Here is a 16,513-nt window from a genome sequence, read left to right as displayed (position 1 = left end):
TTATTTTGGTTCTGGATAATGATTGTAGTATGAGATTCTAATAAATTCTTGGTAGACATTTGTTAATTTTGCATCTCTAAGAGCATCGTTGAATTTTTGCATACGTACACTCCCTTGAGCGTAGCCTCCACCTGGAGTATAAGGGGTTCTTGCTTCAAAGTCATCCAAAAATACTTTTAATTTTTTATAGTCTTGAGATTGATAGAAAGCCACGGCCTCTTCAGGAGTGACATCAAAGTAAGAGGATGACGTTGAGTTATAAGAAGCTGCTTGAGCAGTAGGTGCCTCTAGCATAGTTGCAGCTCCACCGAACATAGTAAGCGCCATAGAAGATACAATAATTTTTTTAAACATAATAAAACCTCCATGTAGAATATTGGATTAATAGTAATCCTGTAATCATTATAGTTACACTGGAAATGATTATCAAATGCAATATTGCATAATGTATTCCGCTATTTTGGGGCAGTAAGACTCCCGCCCAAAAATTCAATGAAAGCAAAGAAGTTAGATGGGAATCGGGAGGATTAAAGTTTCACTTTATTCTTTGAACGAGAAGTCACCTTTATATTTAAATGGAGGAGTGTAATAGATTAGAAGAGGTGTATAAGTTACTCAGGTTAACAAGAAAATGAAGAGGATATTTTTAATAGGGGAAAGCTTAATAACTGGAGTAAAGGAATTGCTATTTATATATTTAACATACATATTTGTCTTTTAAATTGTAGGCGTGTTTTAGAATTTGTATATAGTAAATTCGTTAAAAAACTTGATAAATAATAAAATGTGTAAATTTTTTGACTATTTTATTAAAATTATTTAATATTTGTAATTTATTGTTTTATAATGATAAATGGGTCGATCGTGAATGTTTTAGATATTGCGATATATACTCGGATTAATTTATTCTAGGGAGGTTACAAAATTGGGTAAGAGAGTCATTATAAGAGTTTTTACATTATTATCAGTACTGGCATTATTCCTTAATGTATTTTTACCTAGGGCTAGTGCAGAGGTTATGACGCATGAGAAATATTCAATGGACTGGAGTTATAGTAATAGTCTAGGTAAGTACATTCGCACTGAAATGATTAAAAATTCAAGTGGTCAAATTGCTTATTGCTTAACCCTTGGATTAAAATCACCAAATGGTGAAGATCTTCCTGAAATGGGGAAAACAGATAATGTAGTATATAGAGTCTTATTAAATGGTTTCCCGCAAAAAAGTGCTGAACAGCTGGGAGTAGCTAATAAAAATGAAGCGCATTATGCAACGCAACTTGCGGTTTGGAATGCATTAGGTCAACTCGATGTAAATGAATTAAAACATGAGAATAAAAATGTTGAAAAAGCAGCTAAGGCTATTATTAGTAATGCTAATAATAGTGAAGAGACTCAAGATGTTTTTATGAATGTGATTCCTGCTGAAAAGCAAAAAGCAGAATTAAAGGGCGAATTCTTCGAAACAAATCTATATTCAGTACAAACAAATGCTAAGAGTGGTTCTTATAAGGTAGTAGCGAAAAATGCACCTAATGGAGTTAGAATTGTAAGTGAAAATGGAGAAGTGAAAGATCAGCTTTCAGTTGGAGAAAAATTTCGTATCCAAATTCCTAAGAATACAAAAACGGGTGAATTTAATTTAAGCGTTGCTGCTAATTTAACTAAAGTTCAAGCAATTGCTTACCGTGGTACGGATACTGTTCAGAATGCTACAGTACTATTAGAGAGAAATGAAGAAAAGCTTAGTAGTGATCTTGCAGTAAATTGGGAAGCAGCTGGTTCTTTAAAAATTAAAAAGGTTGGAGAAAATGAAGAAGTTTTAGCTGGTGCAGTATTTGAGGTCTTTAATGTAAATAATGAATCAGTCGGAAAAATCACGACTGGTGCTGATGGTATGGCAGAATTAAACAACTTACTAATTGGTACTTACACATTAAAAGAAATTAAAGCACCAACAGGCTATGTTTCAGATGATAAACCACAAACTATTGAAGTTAAGACAGGAGAAACAGGAGCTGTCCAAATAGTAAATAACAAAGTAAAAGGTAACATCGAAATTAAAAAGCTTAGTGATTCAGGAAAGATTTTACCAAATGTTGAATTCACAGTCTTCACTGAAGATGGAAAAGAAGTGAAAAAAGTAGTAACAAAAGAAAATGGAATTGCAAACGTTGAAGGTCTTACGTATGGTAAATATTATTTCTTAGAGACAAAAACACCTAATGGATATATTGGAAATAAAACAAAGTATCCTTTTGAAATTAAAGAGCACAATAAAACACTTACTTTTACAGTGGAAAATACCGAAGTGAAAGGTAGTGTAAAATTACTAAAAGTAGATAATGAAGATATTAGTAAAAAATTAGAAGGTGCAGTATTTGAATTGAAAGATGAAAGTGGAAAAGTAGTTGGAGAATATAAGACAGATAAAAATGGCGAGATTAACGTCAAAGATTTAGCGTATGGTAAATATTCATTTGTAGAAAAGGCTTCTCCAAATGGTTACGTTCTTGTTAAAGAACCAATTGTGTTCGAAATAAAGGAACATGGAAAGATTATTGAGTTATTGGCAGTTAATCATCTTATCAAAGGTGATCTAGAAATTACAAAGGTAGATGTAGCTGATGGAAATAACAAGCTTCCAAATGCAGAATTTACGATTTATAACGAAGCAGGAAAAGAAGTAGTAAAAGGAAAAACAGACGATAAAGGAATCGCTAAATTTGAAAAGTTACCATTTGGAAAATACACATATAAAGAAACTGTTGCACCAAAAGGTTATGTATTAAATGAAGAAACGTTCTCTTTTGAAATTAAAGAGAATGGTCAAATCATTAAACACATTGTCAAAGATGAAAAGATTCCTTCAATAAAAACAACAGCTACTGATAAAACAGATGGTACAAAAGAAATGCACACGTCTAAGTCTGTAACAATCCAAGATAAAGTGGAATACAAAGACCTACAAGTAGGTAAAGAGTACACTTTAAAAGGTAAATTAATGAATAAAGAGACTAATAAACCATTAGTTGTAAATGGTAAAGAAGTAACTGCTGAAACGAAGTTTACACCAAAAGAAGCAAATGGTTCTATTACACTAGATTTCACTTTTGATGCAACTGGTTTAGAAGAAAAAGAAGTAGTAGTATTCGAAGAGTTACTGAAAGACGGAAAAGTTGTTACGACACATGCTGATATCAATGATAAAGGTCAAACAGTTAAGTTCGTTAAGCCATCAGTAAAAACGACAGCAACAAACAAAGCTGATGGTGGAAAAGAGATTCATTCAAAGGATTCTATCACTATTCAAGACAAAGTGGAGTATACTAACTTAGTTGTAGGTAAAGAGTACACTGTAAAAGGTAAACTAATGAACAAAGCTATTAACAAACCATTATTAATTGATGGTAAAGAAGTAACAGCTGAAACGAAGTTTACTGCAAAAGAAAAGAATGGGTTTGTAACATTAGACTTTACTTTTGTTGGTGCTGAACAGCAAGGAAGAGAAGTAGTCGTGTTTGAAGATTTATTACATGAAGGTCAAGTAATTGCAACTCATGCTGACATTAACGATGTAGGTCAAACAGTTCGATTTGTAGAACCTTCTATTAAAACGACAGCAACAAATAAAGCTGATGGTTCTAAAGAGTTAGATGCTTCTAAATCTGTAACAATCCAAGATAAAGTGGAATACAAAGACTTAATCGTGGGTAAAGAATACGTAGTAAAAGGCAAACTAATGGATAAAGCAACCAACAAACCATTATTAGTTGATGGTAAAGAAGTAACAGTAGAATCTAAGTTTACTGCTAAAGAGAAAAATGGTTCTATCACACTAGATTTCACATTTAATGCTTCTGCATTACAAGGTAAAGAAGTAGTAGTATTTGAAGAACTGTATCAAGATAATATATTAGTAGCTATTCACGCTGAAATTGAAGATAAGGGACAAACAGTGAAATTTAAAGAGGGAAAATCGGAACAACCTAAACCAGAACAGCCAAATTCAGATGAAAATACGCCAACACCAGAGCAACCTAACGAGCAAGTAAAAGAACAACCACAACTTAAGAAAGAAATTCAATCTAAAATTGGATGGTTACCGCAAACAGGTACTAATCTTACAAGTTGGATTTCTATGGCTGCAGGAGCATTACTGTTAATTGCTGGTGGAGTTATTTTCTTAAAACGTAAAAACGCATAAAAACTAAAAAATAAGCACATCTGTTTTTATAACAAGATGTGCTTATTTTTATCATTTTAGCCAAGAAGACTCCTATATTTAAGCGTGAATGGCATTTAAAATAGCAACTTTATTTGTAGTAAACAATACATAATTTTGTTTTACTGTTTTAATTAAAATACGGTCTGTTGTCCCATAAGCTGTTCCAATACGTATTACATCTACTTCTTCAACACCAGCATAGGTAGCATCTTCGGTAACCTCAATCACATCACGTAATGGAATTGTAATCTCCGCCAATTGCCATGAAATAATTAACTCTTCATTTGTTTTTTTTACATTAATGCCTAGCATTATACCAAGACCTTTCAATAATAATAATATGCTACACTTCTAATCTTATTATATAAATTTTTAGATTATTTATCTATATATAGGAATAGAATTTATTTCTATTTGTGAGCATCTTAATGATGTCAAACAAATAGAAGGATATACAGTCTTTCTATTAAGAAATATGTTAAGAACAAAATTTTACTTCAAATTAATATGAATTTGATATGGTTGAGATATTATGAACGAGAAACAGTAAGAGTTGCAGGAAGGAAATGAATAATGAGACTTAAATTAGTAGGGATTTTCATTTGTGTAATTATGATGTTAGGTATCTTTATAATTTACACCAATCAATCTATTGGTAAAGAATCAGATAAGATGAACTATGAATCTCGTGAAAACTTCATAAATAAAGAGAAAGATAGTAGAGGAAAAAGGCAATCAAAATACAATGAAAGTTCTTTTGCTAGTATACAGGCTGTAGTTAATAAGGAATATGGATTACCCGAAGACTTAGTGGACAGGATTGTTACTGCATTAACAGATAAACTTAATGTGTAAATTATTCAGTGTTTATGAATTCTATTATTACTATTTAAAGCCTAATTTCTCAATGTATTGTAGAGAAATTAGGCTTTTTTTATCAATTCATTAAAGTTTTTATAATTCAAGGACTCAAGTTAATGATTATATTTTCAAGTATTCGTTTTGAGCTACATAGATATAGTTTTCGTTGCAACTGTTTGTTGAAATATTTTATCATGCTCAACAATAACCATTGTGGGATTAAATTGTTGAATAAGTTCTTCAATCTGCATGCGGGAATAGATATCTATAAAATTTAGTGGTTCGTCCCATATATATATATGAGCTTTTTCACATAAACTTTTAGCGATAAGCAGTTTTTTCTTTTGTCCACCAGAATAATGAGATATATCTTTTTCAAATTGAATTCGGTCAAAGTCCATCTTACTTAGGATGGACTTAAATAAGGTTTCATCAATCTTGTGCTCTTCAATAAAGCCTGATAGCGATCCCTTCAAATGAGAAGTATCTTGTTGGACATAGGAAATGATGAGTCCTGTACCTAAAGTAACTAAGCCTGTATGCTGTATCGGATGTCCTAGAATTAGTTTTAGGATACTACTTTTTCCGCTCCCATTCGTTCCATCAAGTACAATTCGGTCACCTTGTTCAACTATGAAGCTAATCGGCTCATTCACAATTTGATCATTGTACTTAACGGACACGTCAACTAAAGTAACCAATTCATTTGATTTAAATTGCAATTGTTCCAATTTTAATGACTCAGTTTTTTCCACATTTTTTAGTAATTTTGATTTTTCCTCAATAGCTTTTTGTTGCCTTGATTCAAGGTTTTTTGCTCTTTTCATCATCTTGGCTGCTTTATGTCCTACAAACCCCTTATCTAACTTAGAGCCTGAATTCCTCGTTCCATTTTTTGAAGCTTCCACGTCATGAGACCAACTTGCTGAACGTTTGGAAGACTGTTTTAATCGCCCTATGTCTTTTTGTAGACGCTCATTTGTAGCCTTCTCGTGTTCTTGCTGTCTATCAAAATTTAACTTCCAAGATGAATAGTTACCACTTTGAACTTCAATATTTGCTCTATTAATAGATAGGATATGGTCAACGCACCCATCTAAAAAGATTCTGTCATGTGAAATTAAAATAAATCCTTTTTTCTTCCTTAGATAATCGGAGACTATCTTTCGTGCATCTGTATCTAAGTGATTTGTTGGTTCATCAATTAATAGAAATTGACCCGCATTTAAAAACAGTGCAGCAAGCAACACTTTTGTTTGTTCCCCATTTGATAATGTTTTAAATGGTCTGTACATGACCTCAGCATCAACATTTAAATAGGATATCTCACGTAGAAGTTCCCAATCTGCGGCTTGGGGACAAATTTCTTCAAGGATTTCATGAGTGAATTTGTTCTTATCTGAAACAGAGTAGGGGAAGTAATTGAATTCTACTGAAGCAAGGATTTTCCCGCTATACTCATAATTCCCTAACAATAAATTAAAGAATGTCGTTTTACCTCGTCCGTTTCTACCGATAAATCCCAGCTTCCAATCCGTATCTATTTGGAAGTTTACACTTTCAAAAATATTATCAAAGCTACCTGGGTATGAAAAAGTTAAGTCTTGGACCTTTATCATTGACATAATAATTCCTCCTTTATATATCGAAACGTTTCATATAAAGTCGGAACATCCATCCATTTTTTAATTCCTCTATATAAGTTTGATGGATATTAACGACTTATATAGAGCATTACATGTGTAACAATAGTATCTGAAGTACTCATTTTTCTCGCTCCTTTATTTGTGAAGTACATTTAACAATTAGTAAGTTTCAACTAAGACAAACAGGAATAAAAAAATCCCCCAATTTGTAATCGGAAGGATTAGTCTTTCGTCTATACTTAATAAGTACTTATTAATCATTTGAATCATGACAAATAAAGTATGAACTGAATTTTAAAAATGGATAGACTAACCCTATATTTTGTAGTTTGAAGTTATAAAATTCAACTTAAAATATAAATTAGTTAATCATTATTCATCCATCATTCCTTTCATAATTCTATTTTTAGAGTAACATTCTTTTTAGGGAGATGCAATATTAGCTTCAATTTCATCTAATACTAAATCATTTATAATTCTTTGAGTAAGGAGATAAAACTTTACCGCCCTTTTTATAAACATCACATTTTTGTTCAATAGGTCATGTCTTTTGTCCGTTAAAAAGGGAGGATATGAAATTGACATCAACTTTTTGTGTAACTATAATAGTTACAGTTGGTTTCGTAAACTAATTTGAATTTCTATTTTAATGATAGTATATTTTCATTCCTTTTTAAGTGTGACAGATAGCAACTATAATCCAATAGAGGAGTAGATTCTATCTCATATGTAAAGAGTAGATAAGTTGTACCCGCCAAATTTACGACGCGCAAATACTTAAAAAATTACATTTTTCAGCTTATCCTTTTTAGAATCCTCAGTATTGGTAATTGTAAACATCTACAAAAAGTTAATAAGATTGTTGTGTGTAGAAAGAAATCTTTTAAAAAGGTCATAATATGGATAATAGGTAGCACACATTTTAATTAGTAGGACTTGTGCTACCATCAAGCCATTTTTTAATAAAAGTATAGAAAAACTCAAGAAGGTGAGTCCATTGCGTAAGCATGCATATGTGCAATTTTATGTATTGATATTGGCTTTAATAACTTATATAAGCTTTTGCTTTATATTTTTATTTGTTTTTCCGAATCATTATTTCGTATCAGATTTTAATATCCGACTATCATCTTTAGTCGTTGAAACTACTGTATTTATCTCATTACTGTATTCTATATTATCCCAAAAAATTAAGTTAGGAGTATTCTGGGTTTGCATTACTATTGCAATAGGGTGTTTTTTGATAGGGAATTTCATATCCGCTTTTCAAGTACTTAATGTAGAATTACCAATACAAAATTTTAATATTTCTGATGTATTTCTACTGTTTTTCTTATTCTTCTTTCTTTTTGCGTTCTTTTATAAAATTATGATGGAATGTAACAAATGGGAGAAAACGTATTTACTTTGTGATTTATGCATTGTTGTTACTGCTATTTTTACATTAGAGTGGTACCTATTTAATAAACCATCTGCAAATATTTTATTCTTATCAATTGGAGATGTTTTTCTCTCATTTATTTTTCCGATTATAGATTTATTGCTTCTATTACTTGGAGTTACACTGATCTTTCGACCTGCTATTTTCAATGCAAAAAGTAAATTGTTTATTTTTATCCTAGTATTAACTGGATTGGCTATTACGGACTATTTGTATTTTTATTTACAAGGTGATTTGTCAGAGCGTTCAGTTATATTTTTAAGGTGTTTGTATAGAGTTTTCCTATTATTTATCGCTATTGCTGCTACAATCCCAAAGAATACTTCTTCTAAAAGAAATTATTTTATTATTAATCCGACATTTGGAGAGAAACTTCTTGGTATATTCCCTTATCTTGCAGTTGCAGTCTTAATTGGCTTTACTTTGAAAGAGCAAACTTCTTCAGCTACATTAATTACGGGAAATTGTATTGCTTTTGTATTTGTACTGATTCGTCATACAATCGTACGAATGCAAAACAAAGAGTTAACTAAAACATTAAAAGTGTTTAATAATCAATTAGAACAAACAGTATCTCAAAGAACAAGGGATTTAATAAATAAATCTAATGATTTAGTAAAAAATCAAGAGAGATTTAAGTCATTATATGAGTATCATCCGGATCCTATTTTAACGATTGATTCAAACGGTATCGTATTAAATATAAACCAGGCTGGAAGTATGTTACTAGGAAAAGAAAGTGCTGCATTGATAGGGAAAGAGTGCTTCTCTATTTTTTTAGATGAAGATAAATCTGAATTGGAAGCAGCTATAAAGAAAGGGAAACGATGTAGTTCATCTTCACTACAGTTACGTGTGAAAAATAACAATGAGAAGGATATACTCTTTTGGTATGTCACTATAGTTCCTATTATGATAGAAGGACAAACCTTTGGGAGCTATGTAATGGTAAAAGACATAACAAGGATGAAACAACAACAGGAAGAGATAAATTACCTTGCATTCCATGATACGGTGACGGAGATTGGAAATCGTATATTCTTCCAACAAGAATTAGATAGATCTATTAAGCGTGCACAAAAAACACAGGATAAGTTTGGGCTCCTGTATATTGATTTAAATCGCTTTAAGACTATTAATGATACATTGGGTCATTCGATTGGTGACAAGGTTTTAAAAGAAGTTGCCAAACGTTTTAGGACATGTCTGTCACCGACTATTCCTCTAGCAAGAATAGGTGGTGATGAGTTTGCGATCATTGTCCATAACCAAACAGAGCAACAGCTATTGGATTTGTGTAAAACTCTATTTCGTATAACTGAAGAACCATTTGTAGTAAATCAGCATAGTTTTTACTTATCTCTTAGTATAGGAATAGCAGTGTATCCATTTGGAGGAATAAATACTACTACACTTTTACAACACGCTGATATCGCTATGTATAGCGCAAAGGAAAAAGGTAACAATGCTGTTTGTATGTATGACGAGACATTATCTCAAAAAGTAACTCGTCGATTACGATTAGAACAGGATTTACCAAATGCAATTGAAAATAATGAGTTGTTTTTATTGTATCAACCACAAATTGATAGTAAGGCAGGTAAGGTTATTGGTGCAGAGGCTTTAATACGTTGGCAACATCCAGAGCTTGGGCTGATTTCTCCTTTTGAGTTTATACCTATCGCAGAAGAAACGGCGCAGATTATTTCAATTGGGAAGTGGACGTTACAGAAAGCGTGTCAACAACTGAAAGAATGGCATTCTACGGGCTTTTCAAATCTAAAGATGGGGATAAATTTATCAGCTATAGAGTTTGAACAGAAAGATTTTGTTCAAACCATTATATCTACCATAGAAGAGATAGGAGTACCTGCTAATTCGATTGATTTGGAATTAACAGAGCGAATAGCAATGGTAGATGAAAAGGAAACCTTATCGAAGTTAAAAGCATTAAAATCATATGGTGTACATTTATCAATTGACGATTTTGGTACAGGTTATTCTTCATTAGCGTATCTGCCTCTTTATCCAATTGATACTTTGAAAATTCCAAGAGAATTTGTTAATAGGATTGGAACTTCTACTGATGGAGATGAAATTATACAAACCATTATTTCACTTGCTCATACTTTAAACATGAAAGTGATAGCAGAAGGGGTAGAAACGAAGGAACAATTAACAGTGTTACAACGTAATGCATGTTATCTAATTCAGGGCTATTACTACAGTAAACCTGTAAATGAAGATGAATTTATTGGTTTTTTAAGTACAATACAAAATGAATAAGTGAAAAATCAGTATATGTATGAAATAAAGTGAAAAGACGATCTATCCATATGGATTTGAACGTCTTTTCACTTTATTTTCAGTAGTTATGCAGCAAGGTTTCAGCCTTTGAAAGTAAAATAAGTATCTATATTCCTTGTATTTAGGGCTAATGGGATATGAGGTGAAAGTTGCTTCTTGTGAAACCGCATTAGGGACAGCTCGTATATTCTTAAAGCAATTTGAAAAAGCGGAAGAACATTTCAATCGTTCCATTGACCTTTTGCAAAAACATAATAAAGAAAAATTGATTTTAATAGTAAGGCATAATCTAGGACTATTATATGCAACTCAAAATTTATCTAAATTAGCAATTCGTCATTTATCAGAAGTGACAGAGAAGAATATTGCCCATTTTAAAGCATTGTTCTTACAAGCGCGTGAACACTATAAGCTAAGAAAAACAAATATTGTAAAAGAACTTATTGAAAAAGGATTAGCAGTTTGTATGGAATTAGGAAATGAAGAGTATGTATATCATTTCAATATTTTACGTTCTCTTAATGAAGATGAAGCAATTAAACTCTTAGAAGAAGTGAAAAAAGTATTTCTTACTTCGAAAAGCAAGGTTTATGGGATTTCGTAGAAGAATATGCAGATCTAAAAAAGGAAGAAATTATACAATAATCACATGCTATCATTTTTAATAGCTAATTAACAAAAGGACTCCAATTATGGAGTCCCTTTGTTAATGGGATAATGCTTTAGTTTATCTAATTATAACAATATTTGTAAAAAGTGTAAAGGGGTCCTAGTTTGGAGGGGGAATTATTTAATCTTTTTTATTTAATAAAAGGGATGATATTTAGTTATCTGCGCTTCTTAATTATGTTTTTTATCACAATTTGAAGTAAATTTCAGTTAATCTTATTTATTTTATAGGAATTATAAGTTATACTAAAAGTAGGTGCAAAATGTACCATTTGAAAAAGAGTGCATTGCAAAAAGGAATCCGTAAAGGATTCCTTTTTTGTTTCTTTTAAAATGAAGCAACGTTCTAATTATCTCTTTCTTTTTTTATGAATGAACTACCAATGTATAAATTTAAAAGGTATTTTTGGAAAATTGCCATATTCCTGTAACAAAACAAAGGTATGTTATGTGTGTTAAATATAAAGAGAAAGAAGGAAAAGTTGTGAAAAAAGTTTTGCCAATTGTTGCGTTATTAGGCATGATGAGTTTTGGAGTACAGGAAATGAATGTAAGAGCTGATACATACCACAAGGGCGATTCAAAAATTAGTTTTTGGGATTCGAAAAGAAAGGGTACTAATTTCATGAATAGTACGTCATTACCTGAAAACTATAAAAGTGCAAAAGAAGCTAATATTGAATATGTACGTTTAGCACCTGATAAATGGGCAAAAGATAAAGATTTTCTATTTGAGGATAAACCAGATACTTCTGGAAAGGATTTTCTGATAGGTAATGCAGATAACTATCGGGGATTAGTAAAGGAAGATCTAGAAAAATTAAAGGCGGATTTAGATGCCGCACAATCACAAGGAATGAAAGTCGTTCTTACAAAGTTATCCTTACCTGGTGATCGATGGCGCCAATTTAATAATAATAAGAATGACGACAGAATATGGGAAGAAGAGAAGTATCAAGAACAAGCAAGTCAATTTTGGAAGGACCTCGCTCTGGAACTAAAAGATCACCCCGCGGTGGTTGGTTATAATATTATAAATGAACCACATCCAGAAACAGCTAAAAATAATAGATATAATGATTTTTGGACGGAAGATTACGAGAAATGGTATGCAAAAGTAAAAGGAACGACAGCTGATTTAAACAGATTTTATGAAAAGGTGATTAACTCCATTCGTGAAGTGGACAAAGAAACACCGATTATTTTAGATTCAGGTTTATATGCTACTCCATGGGCCTTTAAATATTTAAAACCAGTAGAGGATAAAAAAACACTATACGCATTTCATATGTATGAACCATATGAATTAACGAGCCAAGGTGAAAAACAAAACAAGGAATATCAATATCCAGGATTAGTAAAAGTAGGGGATTTAGAGAAACCTGTAATGTGGAATAGACAGGGATTAGAGAAGTTTTTGAAGCCAATTCAACAATGGTCTAAGAAAAATCATGTACCATCTAATCGAATTATTGCAGAGGAGTTTGGAATTAACCGTACTGTTCCAGGTGCTACCCAATACATGCAAGATCTTATTTCTATCTTTAACCAAAAAGGATGGCATAAATCATTCTATGCATTCCGTGAAGACACATGGACAGGGATGAATTATGAATTGGGAACAGAAAAAATAAAATGGGATGAAGAGGGTAAACCGATGCGTCAAGATAATTCACTCTGGGATGTAATAAAAAAAGATTTACAAACGCGTAAATAGTTTAGAATATTAGGTTTAAGGACTAAATATAAGCATCTAATTCAAATAGAATTAGATGCTTTTTATTTCGAAAAAAGGTGGAGTTGAATTAAAGGTTCCATCTTTTCTTTTGCATAAAGAGTACCAATCAGGTTTATTTACAACGAAAAATAAGATTTTTAGAGAATAGCTTAGAAAAAATTGTGGAGGTTTAAACAAATGTGGTCACAATTGTTTAAACCTTTAAAGTAAAATGGAAGTTGGACAGTTGCTATACAGGCAGCAAATTTACAATATGTTTCGGCTGAGCCTTCGGGAAATATAATAGCAAATCGTAATGCAGTTAATGAATGGGAGAAATTCGAATTAATTCCGACTGGGGAATTATATACGTACGCTTTAAAAACTAAAAGTAATGGGAAGTATGTTTTGTTTGAGCCAAATGGTAGAGTAGTAGCAGATCGTACATCAATTGGTGCATGGGAAAAGTTTATCTTATATAATGGTGGAGACAATAGGATATATGTATTACAAGCACTAAGTAATGGTAGATATATATCAGCAAATGGTGGTAGAGAATTAACAGCTACTAGTTATGTAGCTGGAAGCTGGGAAAGATTTGTTATTGTATACTTCTAAACTTTGAAGTGTTATATATCTAAATGATAATGGCATGTTTAGTTGGTATAAATACCTAATACAATAAAGTTTTAAGCATGTAATACAAGTGTATATTAACGTGTAAAAGGGCTGCAAATAATTAGCAGTCCTTTTTGCATGGACTTACTGAGGTTATAATGAGAAGAAAAAGAACCCTATAGGGTTCTTTTTCAAGGCATATTAACAGTAAGGAGAATCATGAAATGCTACTTCAAATCTTTATTAGGGGAAAGATTTTGAAAAAGCTTAACATGTATTTATTTTTACATAAATGTAAGATGTAGTAAATTGATAATGTTTATACTTACTATTACTAATATTCAATTAAGATAGTTAATACTATTTATATAGTGTTAACTGGTGTATAGTACAGTATAGATTTAGAAATTTAATATTAGATTACATTTGTTAAAAAAGTTAATAGATATATTATTTCAAATTTTAACTAACATTTAAACGGTTTTAATTGAAATTGGTTGTGTATTAACCCTTATAAGCCAATAAAAGTAAATAAAATAAACAAAGACCCTGTAATAAATACAGGGCCGGATACAGGGTTAAGGGAACGCATAGTTTCTTAATATCATAGTAGCATATATTCTTTGTATAGCTACATGAGGATTTTGACAGAATTAAGAACAAGACAGAAAATCTGTAGGAAAGCAAATATAGTGCTGGAAATGTGATTTTAAATTAAGCTATAGGTATATTGAAATGGATGAAAACTCTTGAGTACCATGATTAAATTGCCTTTAATTATGAGGTCTAGGTTAGAGGGATAATTGGATCTTACTGAAAAGAAAAAATGTTTTTTAGATTAAAAGAAGAAAAGACATCTTTTGGGTGTCTTTTCTTTAGGTAAACAGTTCACATATTGCTGAATTAGATACGAAACCATAATTCGACTACGAAGTAAATCCTAACATAATCTGAACAGAAAAAATATGTAATATTACATTTTTAGTTTTTAATTATTTTATTCAATATAGAGAAACAACGTAAATAAAAGGGCATGCAGTCGTATCTGCAGCCCTTTTTAGGAGGAATTCAAGACACCATTAGGACACGTATTGGTAAACAGGTTCAAAAATAGTATGTGTGAAAAGAAAAAGTCCTATACCAAAAGTAGACAGGACCTCATCTTTTTACATTTTAAAAAATGAAATTCTGTCCTTTTGAAATCAGTACAGCACACACTTGGTTTGAAATGAAATTAGAAAAAGTATACATGAAAATGGCAGACAACTATTTTGTTGCCTGCCGGTGCCAGTGGGTTGAATGAGTTAGTCAATTCAATAAATTGTGCTATCCCATTACCAGAAGAGTGAAGCCGCTAGTTCAAACGGCTTAGACATAGTTTGTCTAATAAAGAAAAAATTATGAGTAAAGATTTTGTTTGCTCTATATGAAAAGATAAATAGATATTCATCAGACAAGGATAATTTAGCATATCTTGAATAGGGTGTAGGAACGAATTAAAGAAAGGGATATTTGTTTAGGAAGGGACTGACTCAGGAGTGGGACTTTCGGACAGGGTTTGGGGAGCGGTGATTGCCTTTGGCATTGCGACTAATCTCGTTGCTTGTATAATGGCAGTATACATTCAAAAATATGAGCTAATGATAAATCATCTTACAAATATTTTATTTTTAATAATTATCTCTTTAACGTTTATAAAGATGAAAATTAACAGATGGGTGGCTTTAGGATTTACATTAGTTGTAATAGAGAAAGGTATTAAAGCGGGCTATGACTTCTACACACATAATTATTATAGTGTCAGTTGGAGTTTAGCTATCATTGTCTATTGCATATACGAGATGGAAAAGTATCATATTGAAATAAACGAATAGGCGCAACAAAAAGGTGTTAGTAGGTGGAATTCTTTTTAAAATACTATAAAAAAGACACTACAAGAGTGTCTTTTTTTTGAAAATACTCTATAATTAACTTTGGGGAAGGTAATGTTAGAGTATTCGTTTAGCATTATCTTTATATTTGATAAACCATGAAATCGAAAGATTTTGTGGTTTATTTTATGAACAATAGATATTAAAGTATTGGCAGTGAGTTATTAATCATTTTAAGCATTAGGGGAGAATGGATTAAAAGTCTAACATCGAATAACGGTTCCGGAATATAGTGTTGCGAAATGATCTCCCATATCCCAAACGGTACTTGCCTGTATATAGCCCTTAAAGCCTTCTGAAGAATAATAAATCTCTTTTGGTATACTTTCTTTAGTTTGGAAATGTGCTTTAGAGTACTTTACATAATGGTTTTTAACAACTTTTGCTTCTGGAACAATAGTGTTTTTTTGTTCCAATTTTGGCCTAGCACTAGAAGGTGGTATGAATTTTACATTGTCTTGGTAATTAGGCTCTAAGGTGTCAGCTTGTACACTGTGTGACGAAACAAAGGTGCTTAGACTACTTCCCGCGATTAAAGTTGCAAATACTAACTTTGAGAATTTTGTTAATCTACTCATTCTATAATCTCCTTTTTATTATTTTGTAAGGTATCTCCTTACACCTCACAGTCTATATCCACTACAAAAGGGTGTACATACATATTGATAGACAAAATTCTACAAAATACCGCATGTTTTTGGGGTTTATGTATAATAATCCAATGTCTAATAATCTACCAAAAGTAAAAAGGTAGGTCTTATATAAAAGAAAATGAATAATTTATGCAGGTAATGTATATGGAATTATTGTTTAAATATTCTAAAATGAGTTGATAAAGATGTTGGTAGGTTTTTTGGAAAACAAATAATTCCCTAGGTGAAATTTGGAGGGAACATTCTCTGTTAGAGTTTTTATAAGGGAATTCATTTTCGTAGATTCAAAATGTAAAAATAACTAAAAGAGCAAGTGTTTCAATGGGTAAAAAGCTATGTTGAGTCTTTTTTCTCTGTTGGTGGTCGTCTAATCAATGAAATGACGGATGCTAATGATAGTTTGTGTCTAGCAACATTCGTGTATAAACGAATGAATTAAGAA

General features: G+C 31.4%; 9 protein-coding genes and 2 pseudogenes. 7 read left to right on the top strand and 4 right to left on the bottom strand.

Annotated features, from left to right (window positions below; all coding sequences use genetic code 11):
* On the bottom strand, positions 1 to 354 hold the full coding sequence (locus GBN91_RS12735) for a hypothetical protein (RefSeq protein ID WP_086388746.1): 354 nt from the start codon (positions 352 to 354) through the stop codon (positions 1 to 3).
* A 571-nt stretch (positions 355 to 925) separates the two neighbouring features.
* Here GBN91_RS12735 and GBN91_RS12730 point away from each other — a divergent pair.
* Positions 926 to 4,207, top strand: a complete 3,282-nt coding sequence (locus tag GBN91_RS12730) for a VaFE repeat-containing surface-anchored protein (protein WP_152121585.1) — start codon at positions 926 to 928, stop codon at positions 4,205 to 4,207.
* Positions 4,208 to 4,285: 78 nt separating this feature from the next.
* Here GBN91_RS12730 and GBN91_RS12725 read toward each other — a convergent pair whose 3' ends face one another.
* Entirely contained in the window at positions 4,286 to 4,540 is a 255-nt protein-coding gene (locus tag GBN91_RS12725; RefSeq protein WP_000900695.1) for a SunI/YnzG family protein, read from the bottom strand.
* A 261-nt stretch (positions 4,541 to 4,801) separates the two neighbouring features.
* On the opposite strand from GBN91_RS12725, the pseudogene GBN91_RS12720 reads away from it, so the two are divergent.
* Positions 4,802 to 5,035, top strand: a pseudogene (locus GBN91_RS12720) (hypothetical protein); the annotation flags it as partial.
* A gap of 200 nt (positions 5,036 to 5,235) precedes the next feature.
* Here the strand turns inward: GBN91_RS12720 and GBN91_RS12715 are convergent.
* Entirely contained in the window at positions 5,236 to 6,714 is a 1,479-nt protein-coding gene (locus GBN91_RS12715; RefSeq protein WP_000061795.1) for an Lsa family ABC-F type ribosomal protection protein, read from the bottom strand.
* A gap of 1,018 nt (positions 6,715 to 7,732) precedes the next feature.
* Here GBN91_RS12715 and GBN91_RS12710 point away from each other — a divergent pair.
* The 5 genes and pseudogenes from GBN91_RS12710 (at position 7,733) to GBN91_RS12690 (ending at position 15,361) form a co-directional block, all read left to right on the top strand.
* Positions 7,733 to 10,462: a sensor domain-containing protein gene (locus GBN91_RS12710; RefSeq protein WP_152121584.1), complete on the top strand. Its 2,730-nt coding sequence runs from the start codon at positions 7,733 to 7,735 to the stop codon at positions 10,460 to 10,462.
* 151 nt (positions 10,463 to 10,613) lie between these two features.
* Positions 10,614 to 11,087 (top strand): tetratricopeptide repeat protein, encoded by a 474-nt coding sequence (locus GBN91_RS12705; protein WP_137074040.1) that lies wholly within the window; start codon positions 10,614 to 10,616, stop codon positions 11,085 to 11,087.
* A gap of 513 nt (positions 11,088 to 11,600) precedes the next feature.
* Positions 11,601 to 12,869, top strand: a complete 1,269-nt coding sequence (locus tag GBN91_RS12700; RefSeq protein WP_152121583.1) for a glycoside hydrolase family 5 protein — start codon at positions 11,601 to 11,603, stop codon at positions 12,867 to 12,869.
* 231 nt (positions 12,870 to 13,100) lie between these two features.
* A pseudogene (locus GBN91_RS12695) lies at positions 13,101 to 13,487 on the top strand (fascin domain-containing protein); the annotation flags it as partial.
* Positions 13,488 to 15,025: 1,538 nt separating this feature from the next.
* Entirely contained in the window at positions 15,026 to 15,361 is a 336-nt protein-coding gene (locus GBN91_RS12690) for a hypothetical protein (protein WP_152121582.1), read from the top strand.
* Positions 15,362 to 15,621: 260 nt separating this feature from the next.
* On the opposite strand, the gene GBN91_RS12685 is transcribed toward GBN91_RS12690, so the two are convergent.
* Complete coding sequence (locus tag GBN91_RS12685) at positions 15,622 to 15,996, bottom strand: hypothetical protein (protein WP_152121581.1); 375 nt, start codon at positions 15,994 to 15,996, stop codon at positions 15,622 to 15,624.
* Between the last annotated feature and the right edge of the window lie 517 nt (positions 15,997 to 16,513).

Source organism: Bacillus sp. B1-WWTP-T-0.5-Post-4, assembly GCF_009183795.1.
GTDB lineage: Bacteria > Bacillota > Bacilli > Bacillales > Bacillaceae_G > Bacillus_A > Bacillus_A cereus.
Note: the sequence above shows the minus strand (reverse complement) of the source record. Positions and strands in the feature narration are given on the sequence as shown.